This window comes from Citromicrobium bathyomarinum, assembly GCF_021021475.1.
GTDB classification, from domain to species: domain Bacteria; phylum Pseudomonadota; class Alphaproteobacteria; order Sphingomonadales; family Sphingomonadaceae; genus Alteriqipengyuania; species Alteriqipengyuania bathyomarina.
This window is the reverse complement of sequence record NZ_JAINWL010000001.1, coordinates 229,035-254,043: the sequence shown is the minus strand read 5'-3', so window position 1 is coordinate 254,043 and position 25,009 is coordinate 229,035. Positions and strand designations below refer to the sequence as shown.

18 protein-coding genes and 1 tRNA gene are annotated in these 25,009 nt (G+C 64.8%); 12 read left to right on the top strand and 7 right to left on the bottom strand.

Annotation, left to right across the window (positions count from 1 at the left end; translation table 11 throughout):
• Position 1 precedes the first annotated feature (1 nt).
• From K7H93_RS01300 to rnd, 3 genes are all read right to left on the bottom strand, one after another.
• Positions 2–967, bottom strand: a complete 966-nt coding sequence (locus K7H93_RS01300; RefSeq protein ID WP_230782051.1) for a division plane positioning ATPase MipZ — start codon at positions 965–967, stop codon at positions 2–4.
• 194 nt (positions 968–1,161) lie between these two features.
• Complete coding sequence (locus tag K7H93_RS01295) at positions 1,162–2,058, bottom strand: hydrogen peroxide-inducible genes activator (RefSeq protein ID WP_230782049.1); 897 nt, start codon at positions 2,056–2,058, stop codon at positions 1,162–1,164.
• Between the two features lie 6 nt (positions 2,059–2,064).
• On the bottom strand, positions 2,065–3,240 hold the full coding sequence (gene rnd, locus K7H93_RS01290; protein WP_226660550.1) for a ribonuclease D: 1,176 nt from the start codon (positions 3,238–3,240) through the stop codon (positions 2,065–2,067).
• A 181-nt stretch (positions 3,241–3,421) separates the two neighbouring features.
• Between rnd and aspS the strand changes: the two genes are divergently transcribed.
• A complete protein-coding gene (gene aspS / locus K7H93_RS01285; RefSeq protein ID WP_230782047.1) occupies positions 3,422–5,242 on the top strand; it encodes an aspartate--tRNA ligase in 1,821 nt (606 codons plus the stop codon).
• 78 nt (positions 5,243–5,320) lie between these two features.
• The gene (locus K7H93_RS01280) at positions 5,321–6,244 is read left to right on the top strand and encodes a tetratricopeptide repeat protein (RefSeq protein WP_230782045.1); all 924 of its coding nucleotides are present in this window, start codon (positions 5,321–5,323) and stop codon (positions 6,242–6,244) included.
• Positions 6,245–6,339: 95 nt separating this feature from the next.
• Here K7H93_RS01280 and K7H93_RS01275 read toward each other — a convergent pair whose 3' ends face one another.
• Positions 6,340–7,146 (bottom strand): CsgG/HfaB family protein, encoded by an 807-nt coding sequence (locus K7H93_RS01275; RefSeq protein ID WP_010239366.1) that lies wholly within the window; start codon positions 7,144–7,146, stop codon positions 6,340–6,342.
• Positions 7,147–7,403: 257 nt separating this feature from the next.
• Here K7H93_RS01275 and K7H93_RS01270 point away from each other — a divergent pair, with 257 nt between their 5' ends.
• The 6 genes from K7H93_RS01270 (at position 7,404) to K7H93_RS01245 (ending at position 13,108) form a co-directional block, all read left to right on the top strand.
• Complete coding sequence (locus tag K7H93_RS01270) at positions 7,404–7,640, top strand: acyl carrier protein (RefSeq protein ID WP_010239367.1); 237 nt, start codon at positions 7,404–7,406, stop codon at positions 7,638–7,640.
• Between the two features lie 108 nt (positions 7,641–7,748).
• On the top strand, positions 7,749–9,008 hold the full coding sequence (gene fabF / locus K7H93_RS01265) for a beta-ketoacyl-ACP synthase II (RefSeq protein ID WP_230782044.1): 1,260 nt from the start codon (positions 7,749–7,751) through the stop codon (positions 9,006–9,008).
• A complete protein-coding gene (mltG, locus tag K7H93_RS01260) occupies positions 9,008–9,970 on the top strand; it encodes an endolytic transglycosylase MltG (protein WP_230782043.1) in 963 nt (320 codons plus the stop codon). Before fabF ends, mltG begins: the two co-directional genes overlap by 1 nt.
• A 9-nt stretch (positions 9,971–9,979) precedes the next feature.
• Positions 9,980–10,501: a 2'-5' RNA ligase family protein gene (locus K7H93_RS01255; protein WP_230782042.1), complete on the top strand. Its 522-nt coding sequence runs from the start codon at positions 9,980–9,982 to the stop codon at positions 10,499–10,501.
• Between the two features lie 114 nt (positions 10,502–10,615).
• Positions 10,616–10,692: transfer RNA gene (locus K7H93_RS01250), tRNA-Met, on the top strand.
• Positions 10,693–10,867: 175 nt separating this feature from the next.
• On the top strand, positions 10,868–13,108 hold the full coding sequence (locus K7H93_RS01245) for a TonB-dependent receptor (protein ID WP_230782041.1): 2,241 nt from the start codon (positions 10,868–10,870) through the stop codon (positions 13,106–13,108).
• A 50-nt stretch (positions 13,109–13,158) separates the two neighbouring features.
• Here the strand turns inward: K7H93_RS01245 and K7H93_RS01240 are convergent, their stop codons facing one another.
• Both K7H93_RS01240 and K7H93_RS01235 read right to left on the bottom strand, forming a co-directional pair.
• Positions 13,159–14,919 (bottom strand): DEAD/DEAH box helicase, encoded by a 1,761-nt coding sequence (locus tag K7H93_RS01240; RefSeq protein ID WP_230782040.1) that lies wholly within the window; start codon positions 14,917–14,919, stop codon positions 13,159–13,161.
• 266 nt (positions 14,920–15,185) lie between these two features.
• Positions 15,186–17,414, bottom strand: coding sequence for a TonB-dependent receptor (locus tag K7H93_RS01235; RefSeq protein ID WP_230782039.1), 2,229 nt, complete (start codon positions 17,412–17,414; stop codon positions 15,186–15,188).
• A gap of 113 nt (positions 17,415–17,527) precedes the next feature.
• Between K7H93_RS01235 and K7H93_RS01230 the strand changes: the two genes are divergently transcribed.
• The gene (locus tag K7H93_RS01230; protein WP_230782037.1) at positions 17,528–18,073 is read left to right on the top strand and encodes a hypothetical protein; all 546 of its coding nucleotides are present in this window, start codon (positions 17,528–17,530) and stop codon (positions 18,071–18,073) included.
• 71 nt (positions 18,074–18,144) lie between these two features.
• On the top strand, positions 18,145–19,629 hold the full coding sequence (locus K7H93_RS01225; RefSeq protein ID WP_230782035.1) for a PepSY-associated TM helix domain-containing protein: 1,485 nt from the start codon (positions 18,145–18,147) through the stop codon (positions 19,627–19,629).
• Here K7H93_RS01225 and K7H93_RS01220 read toward each other — a convergent pair.
• Positions 19,617–20,507 carry a LysR family transcriptional regulator gene (locus K7H93_RS01220; RefSeq protein ID WP_230782033.1) on the bottom strand — a complete coding sequence of 297 codons (891 nt, stop codon included), beginning with the start codon at positions 20,505–20,507 and terminating at the stop codon, positions 19,617–19,619. The genes K7H93_RS01225 and K7H93_RS01220 overlap by 13 nt on opposite strands.
• A 107-nt stretch (positions 20,508–20,614) precedes the next feature.
• Here K7H93_RS01220 and K7H93_RS01215 point away from each other — a divergent pair, with 107 nt between their 5' ends.
• The gene (locus K7H93_RS01215) at positions 20,615–22,177 is read left to right on the top strand and encodes a proton-conducting transporter transmembrane domain-containing protein (RefSeq protein WP_230782031.1); all 1,563 of its coding nucleotides are present in this window, start codon (positions 20,615–20,617) and stop codon (positions 22,175–22,177) included.
• Positions 22,178–22,191: 14 nt separating this feature from the next.
• Complete coding sequence (locus tag K7H93_RS01210) at positions 22,192–24,792, top strand: YbcC family protein (RefSeq protein ID WP_338080264.1); 2,601 nt, start codon at positions 22,192–22,194, stop codon at positions 24,790–24,792.
• Positions 24,793–25,009: the final 217 nt, after the last annotated feature.

Sequence of the window (25,009 nt, the reverse complement as noted above, 5' to 3'; positions counted from 1 at the left end):
GCTATAGTGCGTTGCTGATCGCCGCGCGGAAATCCTGCCGCGTCCGGCGCAGCACGCGCGCTGTGGGTCGGTTGCTCACAGACGTGCGCTCCCGCTTGTCGAACGACAGGTTGAGATCGTCGAGCAGGCTCGCAATCTCCTTGCGGCTCGATTCCTGCGGCCGGATCATGTCGGGGATCAGCCCGAGATCGAGATGGGTCAGGCCGAACTGGAACAGTTCACGAAACGCCACCCTCTCCGTCAGGCCCTGACCGATCCGGAAATCATGCGCGATCGAGAGCCGTTCCAGCGCGTCGTCGACTCTGCTTATGTGGCGCTTTTCTGCGCTGCGCACGCGGTTCTTGACCACGATCCACTCGATCGGGCCCATTTCCTGCGTCAATCGCTCTTCGCGCAGTGAGGCGACCGTCTGGCCGAAGCAGCCGGCCCGTTCGGGCACCCCGCTGACCGGGTTGAGATGCCCGAGCAGTTCGAGATCGAGGAACGACGCGTTGACTGGCGTCACCAGCGTGTCGGCAAGCGCGACCGCCCGACGAAAGATCGCCGAGTCAGATCCGGCGGCGTCCAGAATCACGAAATCCGCGTCGCCGCCCAACCGGTTGATGGTCTGAAAAAGCGACGCCGTGCTCGGCTGTTCGAGCACGGCGAACTGCGGTGTCGGCAGCCTGATGCCAAGGTTGTTGGCGGTGCCCTCGCGATAGGTCAGCCCGCGTTCGAGCGTGCGCTGGCGCCGGTCGAGATCGACCGCAACGACCTGCTGGCCAACATGGGCGAGCGCGACTGCGACATGGAAGGCCAGGGTCGACTTGCCGACGCCGCCCTTTTCGTTCGCAAAGGTGATGACGTGGGGATGCAGTCTGGGGCGCATGGCCAGATCGGCGACGACGTTACGCGGAATTTCCTCGTCGGACCAGCGCGGGTTGATCCGCGCTGCCAGGGGTGGCTTGGCCCCTGAACCTTTCCACATTGCCGTCATCCCGTACGCCCGCCCCGATTGCTGTGGTCCGGATGTGCGGTGATCCTGGTGCGCTGCGACCCGCCCGAAATCTCTATTTGTAACGCCTGCCGATCACCGACGGATCGAACACCTGCCATAAAATCCCCGCGTCAGTCACGGTTTTTCTGGACTTTTCGGGCATTCAGTGTGCGCCGATCGGTCGATCAGCCGGCCCGTAATTCATCGGCCAGCAGGCGGAAGTCATTTTCTCTAGGGCTGTTCTTTCGCCAGATCAGGGCGATGTCGCGCGCCGCAGCAGGCGCATCGAGCGGGCGCGCGATTACGTTCGTGCCCTTAAGAATACCCGCCTCCAGCGCCATCTCGGGCAGCATGGTGACCCCCAGACCGTTGTCGACCATCTGCACCAGCGTGTGGAGACTCGTGCCGATCATGCTGGTCGCGGCGCGCAATTCGGGCCGGTTGCACGCGGCCAGCGCGTGTTCCTTCAGGCAATGCCCGTCTTCCAGCAGCAGCAGGCGCCCGTCCTCGATCGACTCGGGCCGGATTTCCTTCGGCAAATCTCGCGGCTCGTCGCCGGGGTAGGCGACGTAGAAGCGGTCTTCGCCAATGATCTCCTGCTCCACCTCGCCGGTGGGGAAGGGGAGGGCGAGCAGCACGCAATCGACCCGCCCGTGGTGGAGCGATTCCACCGCGTCGCTGCTGGTCTCCTCGCGCAGGAACAGTTCCAGCTCGGGCCGTTCGCGGCGCAGGCGTGGCAGGATGCGCGGCAGCATGAACGGCGCGATCGTGGGGATCACGCTCATCCGCAGTGTGCCGGTGAGTGGCTGGCCAGCGGCGCGCACCAGGTCCGACAGGTCTTCCGCCTGCCTGAGGAGTGCGTGCGCTTTCTCGACCACCTGCTGGCCAAGCGGGGTGAAGCGGACCACTCGCCGGCTGCGCTCCACCAGTGTCACGCCTAGCAGCGTCTCCAGCTCGCGGATGCCTGCCGACAGGGTCGATTGCGAGACGAAGCTCGCATCCGCTGCGCGACCGAAATGGCCATGCTCGTGCAGCGCGACCAGATATTGCAGCTGACGGATCGTCGGCAGGTAGGTGCTCATCCCGGGCTAGTCCTCGACATCGTCGATATGGGTCATCTTCAGCTTGCCCTTCTCGACCGCGAAGGCGAGCTTGCCCTCGACCAGGTCGAGCGCGTCGCGGCCGAAAACCTCGCGCCGCCAGCCTTCAAGGATCGGCAGGTCGCGCACGCCTGCCGCCAGCTGCTCCAGCTCGCCCGAGCGGGTCAGCAGGCGCGGAGCGACGTCGATTTCGCGCGCGCGGATCTTGAGCAGCAGCTTGAGCAGGTCGGCGACCAGCGCCCCTTCCTTGCCCAGTGGTGCGCCGCGACTATTGCGCGCTGGCATCTCGCTATCGGGCAGCGGCTCGGCGTTCTCCAGCACGTCCATCAGGCGGTTGCCGATCTCGTTGTCCTTCCACGCGTTGGAGAGGCCGCGCACCTTGGCAAGGTCGGCCTGTTTCTTGGGCGGATGGGAAGCAATGTCGGCCAGCGTCTCGTCGCGCATGATCCGTCCGCGCGGGATATTCTTGTGCTGCGCCTCTCCCTCGCGCCATGCGGCAACGGCCTTCAGCCGCCCGAGCGCCTGTGCGTTGCGGCCCTGCGCGCGGATGCGCTTCCACGCCTTGTCGGGCTCGATCGCGTAATTTTCCGGATCGGCGAGCTTTTCCATCTCGGCGTTGAGCCACATACCGCGATCGGTCTTCATCAGCTTCTTGAGGATGCGGGGAAAGATCTTGGCCAGGTAGGTCACGTCGCCGATCGCGTATTCCAGCTGACGGTCGGTCAGCGGGCGGCGGCTCCAGTCGGTAAAGCGCGCGCCCTTGTCGATCGTCTTGTCGAGCCAGTGTTCGACCAGATTGGCATAGCCGATCTGTTCGGACTGGCTGATCGCCATCATCGCGATCTGCGTGTCGAAGATCGGGTGCGGGGTCTTGCCGGTGAGGTTGTAGAAAATCTCCACGTCCTGGCTGCCTGCGTGGAAGATCTTCAGCACGTCCTCATTCTCGGTCAGCAGGTCGAGCAGGGGTTTGAGGTCGATCCCGTCGGCCAGCGGGTCGATCGCCGCAGCCTCGTGCTCGTCGCCGATCTGGACCAGGCACAGCTCGGGCCAATAGGTGTTTTCCCGCATGAACTCGGTATCGACGCAGACGAAGTCGCCTTTGCCGAGCCGATCGCACAGGTCGGCCAGTGCATCGGTGGTCGTGATCAGGTCGTGGATTTTCATATTCGATCTTTCTTTGCCGGGCGGAGTGCCGCCCTCGGGCCGTGGTGGCCCCTCCAATCGAGCGCGCCCGGCTTGACAAAACCGGGCCATTCGCGTGTTAGCGCGCGCAAGCTTTCAGGGCTTTCGCCGTCCAGCTTCGGCACGCCCCTAGCGCCTAATCCCCGAACCGGAAAGTTCCACAATGCACGCCTATCGCACCCATACTTGCGCACAGCTTCGCGAAAGCAATGTCGGCGAGACCGTTCGCCTGTCCGGCTGGGTCCACCGCAAGCGCGACCATGGCGGTGTCCTGTTCATCGACCTGCGCGACCACTACGGCATCACCCAGATCGTCGCGGACGAGGATAGCGAGGCGCTGAAGCTGCTCGACTCGCTCAAGTCCGAAAGCGTCATTACGATCGACGGCGTGGTGAAGGCGCGTTCGCAGGAAACGCGCAACGCCAACCTGCCGACCGGCGATATCGAAGTCTTCGCCAAGTCCGCCACCGTCCAGTCGATGGCGGAAGAACTGCCGCTGCCGGTCGCGGGCGAGCAGGAATATCCCGAGGACATCCGCCTCAAGTACCGCTTCGTCGATCTGCGGCGCGAGCGGGTTCACAACAACATCATGCTGCGCAACAAGGTCATCACGAGCCTGCGCCGCCGGATGATCGACCAGGGCTTCTCCGAATTCCAGACGCCGATTCTCGGCGCGTCGTCGCCCGAAGGCGCGCGCGATTACCTCGTGCCCAGCCGTCTGCACCCGGGCCGCTTCTATGCGCTTCCCCAAGCGCCGCAGATGTTCAAGCAGCTGCTGATGGTCGCCGGCTTCGACCGCTATTTCCAGATCGCGCCGTGCTTCCGCGACGAAGACCTGCGCGCCGATCGCAGCCCCGAATTCTACCAGCTCGACTTCGAGATGAGCTTCGTCACGCAGGAAGACGTCTTCCAGGCGATCGAGCCGGTGCTGGCTGGCGTGTTCGAGGAATTCTCGGGCGGCAAGAGCGTGACGCCCGCGGGCGAATTCCCGCGTATTCCCTATGCCGAAGCGATGCTGAAATACGGCAGCGACAAGCCCGACCTGCGCAATCCGATCATCATCACCGACGTCACGCATCACTTCGAGAAGAGCGGCTTCGGTATCTTCGAGAAGATCGTCGGCGGTGGCGGCATCGTGCGTGCGATCCCTGCGCCGAACACCAACGAGAAGAGCCGCAAGTTCTTCGACGAAATGAACGACTGGGCGCGGCGTGAAGGCTATTCGGGTCTCGGCTACGTCACCCGCAAGGGCGGCGAGTTCGGCGGACCGATCGCCAAGAACCACGGGCCCGACGAAATGGCCAAGCTTTATGACGAGCTGGGCCTGGGCGAGAACGACGGCCTGTTCTTCGCGGCAGGCAAGCCCAGGGAAGTCGAAAAGCTGGCGGGTGCCGCGCGCACGCGTGTTGGCGAACAGCTCGAACTGATCGAACAGGGCTGCTTCAAGTTCTGCTGGATCGTCGATTTCCCGATGTTCGAATACGACGAAGATCAGAAGCGCATCGATTTCAGCCACAACCCGTTCTCGATGCCGCAGGGCGAGATGGACGCGCTGGAGAACCAGGACCCGCTCGAGATCAAGGCGTGGCAATACGATATCGTTTGCAACGGCTACGAGCTGAGCTCGGGCGCGATCCGGAACCACCGTCCGGACATCATGTACAAGGCGTTCGAGCTTGCAGGCTATTCCAAGGAAGACGTCGACGCGAACTTCAGCGGCATGATCGAGGCGTTCAAGCTGGGCGCACCGCCGCACGGTGGCTCGGCCCCGGGGATCGACCGGATCGTGATGCTGCTGGCGGACGAGCCCAACATCCGCGAAGTCATCGCCTTCCCGATGAACCAGCGCGCGCAGGACCTGATGATGGGCGCGCCGTCGATCGTCAGCCCGAAGCAGCTGCGTGAGCTTTCGATCCGCACGGTCGAGCAGCCGAAACCGGACGCGCCCGAAGCAACCCGGGTCGATCGCGCCGGCGACGCCTGACGGGGCCGGGTTACTCCCCATCTTGCCGCTTCGCCCGATGCCTGTAAGGTTGGGCGAAGCTGGTGAGGAGGGGAACTCATGCGGACTTTGAAGATGGTCGTGTTCGGGCTTGGCCTGGGCGCGCTTGCCATGCCGGTTTCGGCGGAGACATTGCGGGTCGTCGGGGTGTACCCGGCGCATAATGGCGATGCTGCCGAAGTGCAGTCGATCGGGATCGAGCAGTTCGGCGGGATCGACGGTCCCACGCTTTCCATCAAGGCCGCCGACGCACTGCGCAGCGCGTCGATCGATGGCGAACCCTATTTTCGCATCGCCCCGGCAAGCGTGATGCGCGATGGCGACGCGGTGCTGAGTGGCAGCGTGGCAACCGACGTCGATGTCTACCGCGCCTCGCCCAAAGAGGTGGAGACCTGCGTCAAGCGCGACGACAAGAACAAGTGCCTCGAAAAGCGCAAGGAGAAGGTTCCCTGCGAGCAGCTGACGCTGTCGGTCAGGCCGACGATCCGTCTGTACTCATATGACGGCGCGCTGATCCACGACGATGATGCGGAGTCCCAGCGTCAGGTGCGCTATTGCGCCGACGAGAGCGAGCCGGCGATCGACCCGATGGTCGACGAGGTGCTGGACGAGATTGCCGCAAGGCTGCGGTACGCGCTCGCACCCCAGCAGCGTGCGGAGGATATCCGCGTGCTCGAAACGCGCAAGGGCATGGAAAAGGAGCCCGGCCGTGCGTTCCGTGACGCGATCGCGATGACCAAGCGCGACGAGGAAATGGCATGCGATGCCTTCGCCGCGCTGGAGCCGACCATCGGCGAGCATGTCTCGCTGCTGTTCAATATCGGACTATGCGCGGAAGCCGGCGGCGATTTCGAGCGCGCGCAGGAATATTATCGCCGCGCAATCAAGGCGGACCCCTCCAAGTCGAATGCCGGTGAGGGGCTCGACCGGATTCGGGCACGGCAGGAGGCCGAGCGGCAACTGGCGATCCACTACGGCGACTGATTGGCGAGAGCCGGCTGGCCTGCCGCAGCTACAAACAGAAAGAGGCGGCCCGCATCGGTGCGAGCCGCCTCTTCTTTCGTCATCTTGGACCCGGCTTACTGCGCGAGCGGCGCGTCCTCTGCCGCGTCGTAGGGCAGGCCGCCCATCTCATCGACCAGCTTGGTGTATGCGTCGAGATAGGCGAGCACGATCACCTGACCGATCTGCGTGTTCTGGTAGCTGCCGCCACCCGCACCGGCGAGACCGCCCCACCAGCCTGCGCCACCGCCGGCAGCCCAGCCGAGGTCGGTCTTGCGGGCATAACCTTCGACCAGCGCTTCCTCGACCGTGGTGCGCGAATTGACGACCACCAGCGTGACGTTGGCCTCTTTCTTCTTGATATTGATCCCGCCGACGATGCCGCCGATCGCGCCGCCCAGCAGGCCGCCCAGAATGCCGGTCACCGCGCTGCCGCCCGAGTTGGAGTTACCCGAAACGATATCCGGCTGGAGGAAATAGTCGGCCACCTGAACCTGGCCGCGGCCGAGGTTGGAGCCTTCCTGCAGCTCGCCCTGGTCCGCCAGCGCGCGTTCCATTGCGCGGCTCTGCATCGAGCGGCCGCGGTTGACCATCGTGAAGCAGCCCGAACGCTGCACGAACAGGCGCAAAATGGCTTCGGGGCTGCCGAGGTTGTATTCGCGCCACCACTGATCGTCGGGCTCGACGATCGCGATCGTGCCGAGATTGCGGCTGCACCGCGGAATCTGCTGCTGGCCGCGCTCCTGCTCCTTGCGTCCCGAAGAGGCGCCGCGCGTGGTGCCGTCGCGGTTCTGCGCTCCCGACGACCTGCTCTGCGCGCTTGCTTCCGCCACCGGCGCGCTCAGCATCGCGGCCGCCGCAAGGGCCATGACAATCTTTCGCATAATTCTAAGGCTCCCATCCAAAAAATCACACGGGAGCCCCTACGCGATCCAGCGCAGCCCCCCGTTTCTTCAATGTGCGACCCTGATGAACAGCCTATAACACCACGGCGGGCTTTGCACCACGCAAGGATTTGGGCCTAACAGAGTTTTTCACATGACGGGGCGCGTAGAGGGGATTGCCCCCCTTGCGCGGGGTCGAGGGCTTGGATAGGGCGGTTGGCGATTAGCAACAGCAAGATGTCGAGAGGACATAGGTAATGAGCGATACCGCCGAGCGCGTACAGAAGATCGTTGTCGAGCATCTGGGCGTGGAAGCCGACAAGGTGACGCAGGATGCGAGCTTCATCGATGATCTGGGCGCGGACAGCCTCGACATCGTTGAGCTGGTGATGGCGTTCGAAGAAGAATTCGGTGTCGAAATCCCCGACGATGCGGCTGAGAAGATCAGCACGGTCGGCGATGCGACCAAGTATATCGAAGAGCACAAGGGTTAAATCCTTCGGGGCTAAATCCTTGATGCTCTTGCGGCGGCTAACTGCCGCCGCCATTTGCAGGCCCGACCCGGTTAGCGGGCCGGGCCTGTGCTGTTTTTGGAGATAAGTATGCGCCGCGTCGTTGTAACCGGTCTTGGCCTTGTCACCCCGCTGGGCGGCGATGTCGAAACCTCGTGGAAGAACCTTATTGCCGGCAAGAGCGGGGCGGGGCCGATCACCCGCTTCGACGCTTCCAACCAGAAGGCGACCATCGCCTGCGAGGTGAAGGGCAAGGATCACGAATGGGGTTTCGATCCCGACAAGCGGGTCGACACCAAGATCCAGCGCCAGGTGGATCCCTTCATCATCTACGGCCTCGATGCGGCAGGCCAGGCGATCGAGGATGCGGGCCTTACCGAAATGGACCAGGCCACCAAGGAACGCGCCGGCGTCTCCATCGGTGCGGGTATCGGCGGCCTTCCGGGCATCGAATATGAATCGGTCAACCTGCACGAGCGTGGGCCGGGCCGGGTCAGCCCGCACTTCGTCCACGGGCGTATCATCAACCTCATCAGCGGCCAGGTTTCGATCCGTTACGGCCTGATGGGCCCCAACCACGCGGTGGTCACCGCGTGCTCGACCGGCGCGCACTCGATCGGCGACGCGGCCCGCATGATTCGCGATGACGATGCCGACATCATGCTCGCGGGTGGTTCGGAATCGACCATCAACCCGCTGGGCATTGCCGGCTTCGCGCAGGCACGAGCGCTCAACACCGGTTTCAACGACCGACCCGAGCAGGCGAGCCGCCCCTATGACCGCAACCGCGAAGGCTTCGTGCTGGGCGAAGGTGCGGGGGTGGTTGTGCTGGAAGAATACGAGCACGCCAAGGCGCGCGGTGCGAAGATCTACGCCGAAGTGGTCGGCTACGGCCTGTCGGGCGATGCCTACCACGTCACCGCGCCGCACCCCGAAGGCAAGGGTGCCGAACTTTCGATGCGGATGGCGCTGCGCAAGGCAGGGCTCGAACCCACCGATATCGACTACATCAACGCGCACGGCACCTCGACCATGGCTGACACGATCGAACTCGCCGCGGCCAAGCGCGTTTTCGGCGACGATCTGGGCGGCGCTTCGATGAGCAGCACCAAGTCCGCCATCGGGCACCTGCTCGGCGGCGCAGGCGCGGTCGAGAGCATCTTCTGCATCCTCGCCATGCGCGACCAAATCGTTCCGCCCACGCTCAACCTCGACGATCCCGACGAGGGCACCGAGGGCGTCGATCTGGTGCCGCACACCGCGAAGAAGCGCGAAGTGAACGCCGTGCTCAACAACAGCTTCGGCTTCGGCGGCACCAATGCCAGCCTCGTGATGCGGAAGATCGACTGATGTTTCGCGCGCTCGCAGCGCTGGTGCTGATTGCGCTCGCGCTCGGCGCAGGCTGGTTCGCGTGGGGCTGGTATGGTGCCGGCCCCACGCAGCAGGATACGTCGTTCATCGTCCGCTCGGGCTCTACCCTGACGGGCGTCGCGCAGCAGCTGGAAGACGAGGGGCTGATTCGCAGCCATGAAGCCTTCCTGCTGCGGGCGAAGATCATGGGCGGCGACGATCCGATCAAGGCGGGCGAGTTCCTGATGCCGGGCGCCGCCAGCCCTGCAACGATCCTCGACACGCTACAGCATGGCGAGGTTATCCGCCGGTTCGTGACCATTCCGGAAGGCACGCCTTCGATCCTGGTCTACGAAACGCTGATGGCGGAGGATCTGCTGACCGGGGAAATCCCGGTGCCCAAGGAAGGCAGCGTGCTGCCCGACACCTATGATTTCGAGCGTGGCGAAGATCGCGCAGCGGTGCTCGCCCGCATGCAGGCGGCAATGCGCAATTACCTCGCCGAAGCATGGCCGCGGCGCGCGAAGGACATCGCGGTCGACAATATCGAAGATGCGGTGACGCTCGCCTCTATCGTCGAGAAGGAAACCGGCGTCCCCGAAGAACGGCGGATGGTCGCCGGGCTCTATTCCAACCGGGTGAAGGACGGGATGCTGCTGCAGGCCGATCCGACGATCATTTACCCGATCACCAAGGGCAAGCCGCTTGGCCGCCGTATCCGCCAGTCGGAAATCGCGGCGGTGAACGGCTACAACACCTATACCAGGGTTGGCCTGCCGACGGGGCCGATCACCAATCCGGGACGCGAGGCGATCGCGGCGGTACTCAATCCGGCGGAGACGGACGCGCTGTTCATGGTCGCCGATGGTACTGGCGGGCACGTGTTCTCCTCTACGCTGGAGGAGCACAACGCCAATGTCGCCAAGTGGTACAGGCTCCGCCGCGAACGAGGCGAAATGTAGCCGCGCTCGATGGGCGATTCCCCGCTGATCCTGACCGCGCAATTGCCCGCAGACCTGCAAAGTTGGGCGACCGCGCTGCGGACAGCGCATTTTCCGCCCGAGCGCAGTTATCTCGCCGCGCACGTAACGCTGTTTCACGCTCTGCCGGGCTTCTGCGAGGGCGAAGCGATCCAGCACATGCGTCAGCTTGCGGGTGAATTTGCGCCGGTGGAGGGCCGAATCGCCGGGGTGATGTCGCTCGGCGGGGGCACTGCCATCCGGCTCGAAAGCGAGGGCATGCTGCGCCTTCGTACGATGCTGGCAGAGCATTTCCACGGTCTGCTGACCGAGCAGGACCAGGGCGGCAAGCGTCTCCATGTGACTGTGCAGAACAAGGTCTCCAGCAGACAGGCGAAGGCGCTGCAGGCCGAGCTTGCCCCGCAGGTCGAACCGCGCGACTTCGCCTTTCGCGGCCTTGGCCTGCACCGCTATCTGGGTGGTCCGTGGGAGTTGGTGGAGGACGTCAATTTCCGGGGAAGGGCACGCGCCTGATCGCGCATCAACACAGCGCCTTGACCGCCGCGCAACCGCGCCCTAAGAGCGCCGCCTGCCGTCGAGCTAACCGCTCCGGCAGGCCTCATACCTTACTTGGTATGGCAAGATTGGGGCGGAGTAGCTCAGGTGGTTAGAGCAGCGGAATCATAATCCGCGTGTCGGGGGTTCGAGTCCCTCCTCCGCTACCATTGGATCGGATTGATTTTCCCTCCCAATGGCGTTGAAGTGTCCGCCGTTGCCAGTATTCCGACGCTGCGGGCGAGCGGGTGTGCAGAACTGAAACAACCGTGTTCCGCCTTTCGTGATGAGGGACTAGGGCGCTCGCGCGCCAGATCGCGGCGTGTCCTCATCGACGAGTTTCTTATGAAATCCTCCGGTTACGCCGTCTTCTCGCTGGTTGCCTGCGGCATCCCCGCTGGTGCCATGGCGCAGGGGGCAAACGAGGAGCTCCGCGCCGACAACGAGGCGATCGTGGTCACTGCCACGCGGCGGCCCCTGTTGATCGAGCGTGTCCCCGGCTCGGTCCTGCTGCTCGATGAAACCGCGCTTGAGCAGGCGGAGGGGGCCACAGGTGCCGAAGACCTCGCCGAACTGCTCCCCGGGGTCGAAGCTGCGGTGGCGAACGGTACGCAGGTTGCCTTCCAGATTCGCGGCATCGGGGCGGTCGACCATCAGGCGCTGACCCCGACCGCGGCAGCCGTTTATGCCGATGGCGTCTTTCAGGCGACGAATGTCCAGACCAGCGCGCTGCTTTACGACCTCGAACGGGTCGAGGTGCTGAAGGGGCCGCAGGGCGCGCTTTACGGGCGCAATGCGTCTGCCGGGGCGGTCAATCTCATCAGTCGTCGGCCCGATGCCGAGGGCGCGAATTACGCGCGTCTGGGATACGGGAATTTCGATCGCGTCGATCTCGATGCCGCGTTCGGCGGACGCATCGGCGAAGGGGCCTATGCGCGTCTAGCGACCACTTATGTGCGTCGCGCCCCGGTGCTGGAGAATGTCGCCGGTCCGGCCGAGGCTGGCGGAGAAACCGACGAGTTCGGCATTCGCCTTTCGGCATTGCTCGACCGCGGCGGGCTGAGCCTGCTGCTGCGCGGGCACTACGAGCAAGACAGGGGCATCAACACGATGCCTCGCAACTCCTCGCTCGAGCTCGGGAAGCATCAGATCGAATCCGCAGGCGATGGTGTGCAGGACAGCGACAACGCCTTCTATGGCGTGTCGGCGGAGTACACGGCGCCTCTGGGCGATTGGGAGCTATTCTCGCTCACCGCGTTCGAGGGCTATCGCCAGAACTACGGGTTCGACTTCGACGGAACGGCTGCGCCTTTCGGCGACCCTTCGCTGAACGCCAACCTCTCCTACGCGCGCGACTTTGCGCAGTTTTCCGAGGAAGCGCGGCTGAGCCGGCAGTTTACCGGCGGGTCAGTGCTGCTGGGCATCTCGGCCTCTCTGGAGGACTTCAGCCAGCGCTACACCATCTGGTGCGGCGAGCTCGATCCGCAGACGCTGGTCGGCTCGTGCGACTATGTCGGTGCACCAGGTCGTGTGAGGCCGACACCGGCCAGCACTTCGCCCGCTTCGACGTTGGTGACCGATATTGCACAGGAGCGCGTGTCGCTCGCCGCGTTCACCTACAACACGCTCGAACTGACCGAGCGGCTGACGCTCACCGCGGGGCTTCGCCTGACCTACGAGGATATTCGCGGGCAGGGCGAGGGTGTGCATGTCTTCCGCGACGGGGTGCGCGCGCTCAACAACCGCGATGGCTTGGGGCCAGCAATTGGCGGCAATGTGATCGAGAAGACCCGGCTTAGCGGTAACGCCGCGCTGAGCTACGCTTTCGGAGACGCAAACGCCTATGTCTCCATCGCCAATGGTTACAAATCGGGCGGCTTCAACGGCGAGATCGCGAACAACGCACTGCATTACGCCGACGAAGGGCTGTTCGCTGCCGAGACCGTCACGACGATCGAGGCGGGAGTGAAGGGCAAGGCGGCCACGCTGCGTTATTCCCTCGCGGGTTTCTACAGCGATTATCAGGACCCTCAGGCGAGGATCTTCGTCGAATTCGCATTGCCCGACGGATCGAGCATCGTTTCGAACTCGCTCTCCAACCTCGATGCGGCGCGGTCCTATGGTGTCGAAGCGCAGCTGGGGTGGGCGCCCCTGTCTGGCCTCGAGCTTGAGCTGGGAGGGGTCTGGAACCGCGCGCGTATCCGGCAGGATAGCGCGGTGGGCGGGAATGCCGACCTGTATGATGGCCAGCCGCTTCCATTCGCACCGGAATTCTCCGCCAACGCCCGGGTCGCTTACCAGACCCAGGTGAGCCGTGACGTCCGGCTTGGGCTCAGTGGAAGCGCCAATTTCCGCAGTCGCTTCTATCTCGATCCGTCGGGCTTGCCCGAGCGCAGCCAGGACGATGTGCTCACGCTGGCAAGCCGTGCAAGCCTCGCCTTCGAGAGGTCCGGGATCGAGATAAGCATCTGGGGCCGCAACCTCACCAACCGCGACTACGCAGTCTCGGGCTATGGCTTCATCGGTTACAACACCTTCCGTTCGGACCCCCGAACCTTCGGAGGTTCGGTGTCCATCACGTTCTAGGTCAATGCGCTGGATCGAGGGGGCTCGCCGTCATCCGGCTCGCCACCAATTCAGCGATCCCGCGGGCGAGCCTTCTTCGGCGCGCCCTTGCCTTTCGGGCCGGGCCGTGCGCCCGCGTCGTTGTTCTTGCGATGCGGCTTGGGCTTTCCGTTGTGCCGGCCCTGAGGCGGACCCTTGCGGTTGGCGCGCGCGGCATCTCGCGGAGCCTCGGCCGATGCTTCGATGCGGATGTCGTCGCCATCGGCCCCGTCATCGGCGGTGCGGGCGACGGCAGCGGAGAACTTGTCCGCTATCGTGCGCGGGATCTGGAAGAACGTCTCGTCCGGGCCGATCCGGATCGCGCCAACCTCGTTGCGGGTGATGTGCCCGCGGCGGCATAGCAGCGGCAGGATCCAGCGCGGGTCGGCATTGCGGCGGCGGCCGATGTCCATCTTGAACCACACCGTATCCTCGAAACCGGGGCGGTGCTTTTCCGCCTGTGCAGCGCGCCGTGCCTCGGGCGTGTTGGCGATCAGGTCTTCCGGTTCGGGCATCTTGGCCCGGTGCGAGGCGACCAGCATCGCCGCAAGTTCGCGCGGGGTGCGCTGCGCGAGCAGGGCGTCGACCAGTTCGGTATCGCCTTCATCGGGCTCCACTGCCGTCAGCAGGGTCTGCATCAGGCGGTCGCGGTCCTTGGCCCTGATCGCCTCGCGATCGGGGGCGTCGGTCCACTTGGCGTCGATCTTTGCATTGCGCAGCATCTGCTCAACCCGGCGGCGGCGCGAGAACGGCACCACCAGCACCGCAGTACCCTTGCGGCCTGCACGACCGGTGCGGCCCGAGCGGTGCTGCAGCGTCTCCGCATCGCGGGGAATTTCGACATGGACCACCAGGCTGAGCGTGGGCAGATCGATCCCGCGCGCGGCGACATCGGTCGCGACGCACACACGGGCCCGCCGGTCGCGCAGCGCCTGCAGCGCCTGGTTACGCTCCGACTGCGAGTTCTCGCCCGAAAGCGAGACGACCGCAAAGCCGCGTTCCTGCAAGGTCGCGTGCATGTGACGGACCTTTTCGCGCGTCCCGCAGAACAGGATCGCGGTTTCGGCCTCGTGATAGCGCAGCAGATTGACGACCGCGTTCTCGACCTCGGGCGGGGAGACGACGACCGCTTCGTAGGAGATGTCGCCGTGGCCGCGATCGGCACTGACGGTCGAGATGCGCAGCGCGTTGTTCTGGTAACGCCGGGCCAGCGCTTCGATCGGCTTGGGCATAGTCGCGGAGAACAGCAGCGTGCGGCGGCCTTCGGGCGTCGCGTCGAGGATCGTTTCCAGCTCTTCGCGGAAACCCATGTCGAGCATCTCGTCGGCTTCGTCGAGCGTCACCGCCTTCAGGGCCGAGAGGTCGAGCGCGCCGCGCTCCAGATGGTCGCGCAGGCGGCCCGGGGTGCCGACGACGATCGTCGCGCCCGAGCGGAGCGCCTTGCGCTCTGCAGAAGGGTTCATCCCGCCCACGCAGGTCGCCACGCGGCCACCCGCCTTGGCGTAAAGCCACGAGAGTTCGCGGCTGACCTGCAGGGCAAGCTCGCGCGTCGGGGCGATCACCAGCGCGAGCGGCGCGACCGCGAACGGCACCTTGCCGTTCTCGTCGAGCAGCTGGCGGGCGACGGCCAGCCCGAAGGCAACCGTCTTGCCCGAGCCGGTCTGCGCGGAGACGACGAGGTCGCGACCGCGCGCTTCGGGCTCGAGGACGGCGGCCTGCACGTCGGTCGGCTCGGAATAGCCGCGCTCTGTAAGGGCGGTCTGCAGGGTGTCGGGGAGTTCGGAGAAATTCATATTAAAACCTTGGCAAGCAATGCACGCGCGGCAGACGCCTCATGCGGCTGAAAGTGGCCATCGACTATATGGGATGGGGTATCGTCGAGCGTCTGCCGGTCGGCGATGTTGAAGGCCCCTTACGCTATTATTGTTCTTTTGGCTTGCGATTTCTTGCGCGGGGGTTCGGGCGCGCGGGAGGGGGCCCACGCACCGGTGCCTGGTGAGGGTTTGAGATGAGCGAGAGAGGCGGGGAGGGGCGCATGCAAAGCCCCTCCCGGGCCCGGTCAGAAGCTCAGATTGACTTCGATACCTGCTACCCGCGGTTCGGCTGAGCGAGCGTCGCCCTGCGGCTGGAGCTGGGTGATGTACTGCTCGTTCAGCAGATTGCGCGCGAAGGCGTAGACCGAGAAGAACGAGCCTTCGTAGCCCGCCTTCAGGTTGGCCACCACGTAGGAGGGAATCGCGACCTGCCGGCTGTTGCACGGGCTTGCGGTGCATGTCTCGATGCCGCCCACGCTTGTCGAGCGGGCCGGATCGTTGATGAAGTCGGAGAAGTGGTCGTCGACGAGGTTGACGTCGCCGAGCAGTCGGAAACCCGCTGGATGGCGATAGTCGAACCCGGCGGAAACGGTCACCGGTGGTGCGTAGGGGAAGGCGTTGCCATCGAATTCGGCATCGTCGGTGACGTAGTCGGTAAACTTGGTGTCGAGCAGGCCGAGCCCGCCATAGATCGTCAGATTGCGGGTCGGGCGTGCCTCGAACTGCAGTTCCGCGCCGTAGAAACGCGAGGCACCTGCGTTCACCGCGATGGAATCGTTCGGTTGGCTGGGATCGATCAGCTTGTTGACGATCTGGTCCGACCAATCGGTGTAGAACACGTTGGCGGTGACGCTGAACTTCCGGTCGGGCGTATGGACGCGCAGCGATCCCTCATAGGTCCAGGTGTGTTCGGGATCATAGTTGTAGACGGTCTGCGAGATCGCGCTGATCCCGCTGCCGCCCGCGCGATAGGCCTTTTGTGCAGTGAACCCGATCGTCGCGTTGTCCGAAAGGCGATAGCGAAGCCCTGCCTTGGGCAGGAAGGCGCTGTAATCCGTATCGGTTTCCAGCAACACGTCGGGGGCGAGCCGCGAGATGATCTGGTCGAGAAATGGCTGGAACGCCGCGTTGTCAGCAACCGCAGAGGTCGAGGCGAGCGAGGAGTTCTGGCGGGTTTCGCTATCGTAGCGTGCGCCGGCGATCAGGGTGAGGCGCTCGAAGACGTCGAACTCGACCTCGCCAAACAGCGCCCAGTTCTCTTCGTCGTTGGCGATCTGCCGATCCTGGAAGACCGATCCTGCAGGCAGCGCCGGGTTCACGAAGCTGGTCGGGACCTGCACCGTGTCGGCCACGTCGCTGCTGTAGCGGCCGTAGAATCCGCCGATCACTGCCCTCAGCGGTCCGCCCGCGTCGTAGTTCAGGCGGATTTCCTGCTGGAAATTCTCGTCGTCCTGGGTGCGGTTGATATTGCCAAGATCGGCAGGGCTGAGGTCGAAATCCTCCTGCCGCAGATAGTCCTGCGTGTAATAGGAACTGATCGAGGTCAGCGACAGCGCATCGTTAAGGTCGAGGCCCAGTTCCAGCGTGTGGATCCAGCTTTCGGCTCCTTCTCTGGCGGGGTCGTTGGAGAGGTTGACGCGTTCTTCCGGAAAGCGCGCGTAGTCGATCAGGTCTTCGCCGCCCGTGTTGTCGGTGTAGTTGAGGGTATAGATCGCGGTGAAGTTGCTTCCCGGGGCGAACAGCACCTTGCCGCGCAGATTGGTGAATTCGCGCTTGTCGTAGTCCTCGTCCCGGGTGGGATTGTAGACATACCCATCGCTCGCACGGCGATCGGCAGCGAAGCGCAGCGCGATGCTGTCGCCCACCGGAACGTTGATCGCGCCTGCTGCCTGGTAGGTGTTCAGCTCTGCATAGGAGCCGCGCACCTTGCCCGAGAATTCGCCCAGCACCGGATCGGCAGTGTTGACGATGATCGCGCCGCCAACCGCGTTGCGCCCCTGTGTGGTGCCCTGCGGGCCACGCAGAATCTCGACCTGCGCGACATCCCAGGTCGAATAGGGGCCGAAGAAGGTCGACTGGTTGTTGGGCATTGCTGCGCCATCGACCACCGTGGTCACCAGCAGGCCCGCGCCCGCGCCGAGCCGCTGGTCGATCCCGCGGATCGCGAAGCCCTTTTCGCCAAAGCTCTGGACGACGTTGGGGGTACGCAGGGCGACATCGTAGAGATCGTCGATGCTGCGCTCTTCCAGCTGCTGTCCGGTATAGACCACCACCGAGGAGTTGGTTTCGTCGAGCGTGCGGCCCAGCTTTTCAGCGGTGACGATGATCACGTTATCGTCGAGCGGAACGACGTCTTCGCTAACCGTCTCGCGATCTTCAGCGTCGACTGGAGATACCTTGTCCTGCGCAAGGGCTGGCGGCGCCGTGGTGGCGGCGATGGCGAGCACGGATGTGCCGAGGAAGCGGATGCGCAAAAATACCTCCCTGTCTGGTCAAATGCGAATCGTTTGCAATCCGGTATTGCGAATGAATGTCATTTACAAGCAAACCTTCTCCCTTTAGCCATTTCGCGATAGGGATTCGGGAGATGCATGTGTTCGCCTTTGCAGGTTTTGGGGCCCAGCTTCTGGGCATTGCCGCATGGCGCCAGGCGAGGGGCGGGCATGCGCCGGTGATGCTCTTTTGGCTGGGGCTTGCCCTGCTGGTGGCCTCGCTCGCCCTGTTGATTGCCGCCTTCGGTACCAGTCTGGGCATCAGCTGGGCGCTGGTGGCGGCGTCGATAGCGGCCTATGCGCTGTTCGTACCGCGCCTGGTGACCACCGGTGAGATTGGTCGACCCATCCGCCGCACCCGCGCTCCTCGCAGCAAGGCGGGGCGTGGCGGCGCGCTGGGACTGGGTCTTCGATTGCTCTGTGCCGGACCGCTCTACCTGATCGCCGCGCTCGGCGTGGGGACGACTTTCGCGACGAGCCTGCCATGGGAAGAGGCCAACCGGCTGATGTTTGGCGGGCTCATTATCCCGGCGGTGTGGGCGCTCGGCGCGCTGCACGCGACTGCGGACCTCGATCTGCGGCGCGTTCTCGCGGTCCCGATCGCCATCATTCTCGTCACCGTGGGACTCTATCTTCTGTGACCGATCCAACAGCACCCGAGCCAGCGAGCAGACTTCCGAAAAGGGCGGGCAACAGCCGTTTCGTGGCACGAATGATCGAGTCCCACTCGATCCTCGGTCTGACCTTCGCAGCACTGATCTACATTGTCTCGTTGACCGGTGCCTTCACCTTGTTTGTCGAAGAGATTGCGGTGTGGGAGAACGCTGATGCGCCCATGGCAGAGCGCGTCTCGGCTCAGGCCTATCAGGCGGCGCTGGAGAACGCCTACGGCGAGCGGGGCGAAGGAAGCGATATCCACTCGCTGTTGACCTTCGGCCCGACCGAGTTTGCACCGGCCTTGATGGTCCGGCTCAACGAGACGCTCGCTAATGGTGAAGAGCGGCATACGGACTGGATCGCAGACCCGCGGACCGGTGCCCTGCTGGGCGAGGCCGACACGCCGCTCTCCCATTTGATCGAGCAGTTGCACGTCGCGCTGCACCTGCCTGCGCCGTGGGGTCGCTACCTTGTCGGTCTGCTCGGCGTTTGCATGTTCAGTCTGGTGATTTCGGGCATCCTTGCGCACCCGACGATCTTCAAGGACGCCTTCAAGCTACGCTTCGATCGCAACCGGCGGATCGCATGGACGGACCTGCACAATCGGCTGTCCGTCTGGGGCCTGCCTTTCCATCTGGTGTTGACCTTCACCGGCGGGTTTCTGGGGCTCGCCGGGCTGATCATCGGGGCGGTTGCGATGCTCGCCTACGATGGCGATCGGGAACGTGCGCTTGTCAGTCTTCAGGGCCCGCAGCCGATCCAAGGCGCACAGCTGGCTGGGCTGCCGCCCGTCGGGCAGATGGTGCGCCAGATCCGCGAGGTCCGCGAGGACGGCCACCCGATCGAACTCATCATCGTCCGTGAACCCCACAATTCCGGCGGAATTACCGCGATCAACATGCTCGACGACAGCATTCTCGACAGTCGTTACTCGCTGATCTTCCGCAACAGCGGTGCTTTCGTGGAGACTTATGGCGGTGAAGGCGCGCCGGCGGGACTTCGCGCGCTAGCAATGCTCCAGCCGCTGCATTTCGGCACCTTCGGTGGTTACCCGATCAAGTTTCTCTATTTCGCCATGGCGCTGGCGCTGACCTGGGTGACCAGTTCGGGGATGAAGATATGGTTCTCCCGGCGCGAGCAGCAGGGGAGGGCGGTCCCTCGAATGCGCGCGGCATGGCACGGGATGACCGCCGGGCTGACGCTGGGCCTGGCGGGTGCGACGCTGGCCAGCGCGGCGGGTGTGGGCGAGCTTGTCCTGCCAATCTGTCTGGCAGCGTGGATTGCTGCGATTGCAGCATTTCTGCTCGCGCCTTTCCGCTGGGAAACCTTCTATCCGGTTGGCCTGATCGCATCGGCAATGCTGCTGCTGGGGGCAGCAGGCATTGCGACCGTGACAAGTGGTGCCACGACCGGCCTTCCGGCGGTGGTCAGTATCGCAGTGCTGGTCATCGCGCTGATGCTTGCCGGGTTTGCCTTGCGTCGTTGGCGCAGAGACGACTCATTCGCGCACTGGGTGGCTGCGGGCACTCAACCCGGTTGATCGTGCTCCCCTTGGAGAAGACCCGCCAGCAGGGGGTTGGGAAAGCGCCGCCTGAGCGTGATGGCGTAGAATATCTCTTCGAGGCCTGACAGGCGGTCGACCTCGACCAGCGCGGCACTCTCCAGCTCGTCCTTGACGACGATCGGCGGCACGATGGCGAGGCCCACACCCTCGCGGGCAAGCAGGCGGATCATCGCCATATCGTCCACCTCCGCCGCGATCTTCGGGCGTATGGCGAGCCGGTTAAACAGAGCGTCGAGGCTCGAGCGAATGCTGGTGTCGATCGTGGGCAGGATCAGCGGGCGCTCTGCCAGCAACGTGTCCAGTTGCGCATTCTTGCCGACAAGCTCGGGGGTTCCGATCAGGCTGACCGGCTGGTCCGCGATCGTATGGGTAATCCAGGGGGTCGCCGCGTCGCGCTGCGGGGCAATATTGGCGAGCACGATATCGATCCGGTGCGCCTCCAGCCCGGCAAGCAGTTCGCCCAGCGCGCCGGAGCGGATCACGATCTCGACATCGTCGCGCCCGATCAGCGGCTGGAGGAAACCGATCTGGAAGTTGCGAGACAGCGTCGCCTGCGACCCGACCCGCAGGACTTGGCGCTGGCGCGAATCGCGCTCCCCCAGAGTATTGAGCAGCTCATCCCCGGTCTCGAAGATCGCGTCCGCGTGATCGAGCGCGATCCGCCCCGCCTCGGTCAGGATCAGCGCACGCCCGCGCCGTTCGAACAGCGGGTGGCCCAACCGTTCTTCCAGCAGGCGGATCTGCGTCGAAACGGCGGACTGCGACACGTTGAGGCGCTGCGCGGCGCGGGTCAGGTTACCCTCGTGCGCGACCATGTGAAAATAGCGCAGGTGATGGAAGTTCAGTTCGGCCACTCGTTCTTCTAAACAGAACGAAATACTCAGAACAATGTATTTTTCTTATTCTCAACGCGCGCATAGCTCCCGCCCCGTAGTTCACAGCCACGGGAAGCCACCTGCTCATGATCCTCGATTTCCTGCTCCTTGGCGCGCCGGCGCTGCTGTTGCTCGCCGCCGCGATCGCGCCCTTCGCATCAAGGCATCGCTGGGGCCTTATCCCACGCTTGGTCGAGGCCGCATCGCTCGGTGCGCTGGCCATCAGCGTGGCGGCTCTCGCGTTGCTGGTCCTCCACGCCCCCCAGACGGGGGTATTGTTGGGCATCGGCGGTCTGGGCTTTGCGGCGCGGCTCGATGTGGTCAGCGCGACCATGCTGGCGCTGGTCGCCTTTGTCGGCTGGATCGTGCTGCGCTATTCCATCTCCTATCTCGATGGAGAGGCACGGCGTGGGCCATTCCTCGGCTGGATGGCCGCAACTCTGGCGGCGGTGCTGCTGCTGGTGCAGGGCGGCAACCTGTTCCATTTCGTGGTCGCCTGGATCGCGACCAGCCTGTGCCTCCATCGCCTGCTGCTGTTCTACCCGGACCGGGTGCAGGCCGTGCGCGCCGCCCGCAAGAAGTACCTTGTCGCCCGGGTCGGTGATGCAGCGCTGATCGGAGCCGCAGCGCTGCTGTTCTTCGGCTATGGCACCGCCGATATTGCCGCGATCGCGGACGCTGCCCGCGCGGGCGTAGCCCCCGGGGGATCGGGACTGGCAGCCGCGCTGCTGGCGCTCGCCGCGATCCTCAAGTCCGCACAGTTCCCCGTCCATGGCTGGCTGACCGAGGTGATGGAGACGCCGACGCCTGTCTCCGCGCTGCTCCACGCAGGCGTGGTCAACGGCGGCGGGTTCCTGCTGGTGCGCTTCGCCGATGTCATGCTGCTGAGCCCCGGCGTGCTTGCGGTGCTGGTCATCATCGGCGGCTTTTCCGCCCTGCTTGGCGGGCTTGCGATGCTGACCCAGTCGGCGGTCAAGAACTCGCTCGCCTGGTCGACCATTGCGCAGATGGGCTTCATGATCATGCAATGCGGCCTGGCGTTGTTCCCGCTCGCGCTGCTGCATATCGTCGCGCACTCGCTCTACAAGGCGCACGCGTTTCTGTCCTCGGGCGGAGCGGTGGAGGTGGTCGCTTCTATCCGCCGTCCCGGGCCGATCGCGATCCCCGATGGATGGGCGGTCGCGCGTGCGTTCGTTCTCGCGCTGGCGATCTATGCCACCATCGGCCTTGTCTTCGGTATCGGGCACAAGTCGCCCCAGGCGATAACGCTGGGCGCGATCCTGATCTTCGGAGTTGCTTACCTGCTCGCGCAGGGGCTCGCCGATGCTGCCCCACGCGTGCTCACCCGACGCACCGCAATTGCCGCCGTGACAGCCTCGATCAGCTACTTCGCGCTCCAGACCATCACCGAGTGGCTGCCCATGGGCGCGCTCCCGCCGACGCCCGCGCCGGGGCCGCTCGAATGGGCGCTGCTGGTACTGACCGTGTGCAGCTTCGGCGTGGTCGCGGTGGCGCAGGCGATGTTTCCTATCTGGTCGAACCACCCTGCCGCAGCAGGCCTGCGCGTCCACCTGTCCAACGGGCTCTACGCCAATGCCGTGTTCGATCGTCTGATCGGCAACTGGACCACCCCGCGCAGCCCGCGGTGAAGGAGAGAAAAGCAATGCTGATGTCCTGCCAAGACCCCGTGAACGAGGCCCTCGTGTCCCGCGCGGCCGAGGCCGCTGCCCGGCAGATCCCTCCGCTATGGCCGCTGTCGTCCTCGGTCGCGGTCAATCCTTTCCTCGGCCAGAGCGAGGCCACGCTGGCCCAGGCCGCAGCCCGCCTGTCGCGGGTCGGAGAGGTGCCGGTGGTCATGCCGCGCGGCTGGTATGCAGAGCGGATCGCTTCGGGCGAGATCGCGCAGACCGATCTGGCCGCCGCGCTCGTCAGCTCCCCGCACGAGAGCAAGCCGCGCGATCTCGCTATGCTTGAGGCTGAGCTGGACAAGGATCTTCCAATCCCCAACGCGCTGCGGACCGTGGCGGACCTCGTCGCAGAGCGCAGCGGGACAGACTGGCCGGGCGTTATCGCAGAGCGGATCGGCGTCTGGGCCGGCGGCTATTTCGATCGCGGCCAGGCGCTGTTGGCCGCCCCGCGCGACCGCTCCGCATGGGCTGCGTGGCGCGCCTACGCGACGCACGATCTCACCCCTGAAATCATGGGGCTGAAGGGGTTCGCGCGCTTCGTCGCGGAGGCGCCCGAGAACGCGCGCCACGCCATCGCCCGCTCGGTCGCGCGGCTGGGGCTGGGCGAGGCGGCGCTCGACACGGTGTTCCATCAGCTGCTGATGTCGCTGGGCGGCTGGGCGCAGTTCGCGCGCTACGAATTGTGGCGCGCGGAGATTGCCGGGACGACCGACAATACGCTGATCGATCTGCTCGCGATCAGGCTCCTGTGGGAAGAGGCGCTGTTCCTCCAGCATGAAAATCAGATCGACGAAGACTGGACGACCATGCGCGCCGCGCACTCCGCACCCATCAGGCCCTCGCGCCGACAGGTGGTGGACGAGATCCTGCAGGAGGCCGCCGAACGCGCCGCACAGCGCAAGCTCGCCGCGACGCTCGCCACCCCGCTGCCTGGCCGCGCGTCCGATCGCCCCGCACTGCAGGCGGCGTTCTGCATCGACGTGCGCTCCGAAGTCTTCCGGCGCGCGCTGGAGTCGGTCGATCCCGCGATCCGCACGCTGGGCTTCGCAGGCTTCTTCGGCGTCGCTGCCGAACACCGGCGGTTCGCATCCGATGTCGACGAGCATCGCCTGCCCGTGTTGCTCAACCCTGCCGTCACCTCACGCGCCGGCGGCGTGCAGGATGCGGAGGGCGATCTGGCTCAACGCTATCGTGCCAGGGCTAAGCGCGCCTGGGGCCGCTTCAAGCTTGCTGCAGTGTCTTCCTTCGCCTTCGTCGAGGCGATGGGCCCCGTCTATATCGGCAAGCTGGTGCGCGACGGATTGGGCATCGCCTCGGCCTCGGCTCGCGATGATCCAGCCCCGCGCTTCGATCCCGACCTTGCGCCCGAGGCGCGGGTCGATGCGGCGGAAACCGTGCTGCGGGCGATGTCACTGGTCGACGGGTTCGCGCTGATCGTCCTTCTGGCAGGACATGGTGCCAACGTGGTCAACAATCCACACGCCAGCGGTCTGCACTGCGGTGCCTGCGGCGGCTATTCGGGTGAGGTAAACGTGCGGCTGCTGGCGCAACTCCTCAACGATCCGGCGGTTCGCGAAGCGCTGGTCGACCGAGGCATCGCCATCCCGCACGATACGCTGTTTGTCGCCGCGCTGCACGATACGACCACCGACCGGGTCACGCTATACGATCAAGACCAGTCGAGCGATCCGCATCACGCTCAGCTCGACCAGGTGCGACAGTGGCTGGCGGCGGCTGGCGAGATCGTGCGGGGCGAGCGCGCGCTGCGGCTTCCCGGTGCAGAGCGGGCACGGGATGTGTCTGCGCGCGCGCATAACTGGGCCGAGGTGCGGCCCGAATGGGGGCTCACCGGATGCCAGGCGTTCATCGCCGCGCCGCGTCAGCGGACCTCCGGCCGCAACCTTGAAGGGCGCACGTTCCTGCACGATTACGACTGGCGGCTGGACGAGGAGCGCGGCTTCCCCGTGCTCGAACTGATCATGACCGCACCGGTGGTCGTGGCGAGCTGGATAAGCCTACAATATTATGGCTCGGCAGTTGCTCCGCAGGCGTTCGGTGCGGGTAACAAGGTGCTCCATAATGTCGTGGGCGGGGTGGGCGTGCTGGAGGGAAATGGCGGCCCCTTGCGTACAGGCCTGCCGTGGCAATCCGTGCATGATGGGGAAAAACTGATCCATCAGCCGCTGCGTCTGTCGGTGTGCATCGAGGCACCGTGCGAGGCGATGAGCGATATCCTTTCCCGGCACGATGGGGTGCGCAGCCTGTTCGACAAGCGCTGGCTGCATCTCTTCGCGATGGGAGCGGAGGGCCTGACCCATCGCTATCTCGGCGGTTCGCGATGGGAGGCATTGCCCGCGGACAAGGAGGCATACGATGCCGGTCGATTAGTGCGCGCAGGAAGTCAGGCTGGTCAAGGATCGGCTCGCCTGGGCGCTGGGGCATCCTGCTGTCAGCGATTGGGTCAAGCGCGGCCTGGAAAGCGCGCGGCAGCGCGACCCGGTCGAAGTGCTCAACGATCTGGAACTGATGACCAACGTCGTCAGGCAGTGGGCGAGCGCCGACGCCAAGAGGGCTGAGACGATGCGCGCCGAGTCGCTCCGACAGGGTGGGCAGACACTGCCCGGCCGGTCGCAATAACCCATCGCATCGTCATTCGGACATCCGGTGACGCTCTGTCGCTGGGTTCGCCTTCGGCGGCGAGGAAGGGGCGAGCATCTGTCCGGTGGCCCGGATGCTTTCACCTTGCGGCGCTCGTGATATTGTGCGACGTAAATGTAAATGGACACTATATTG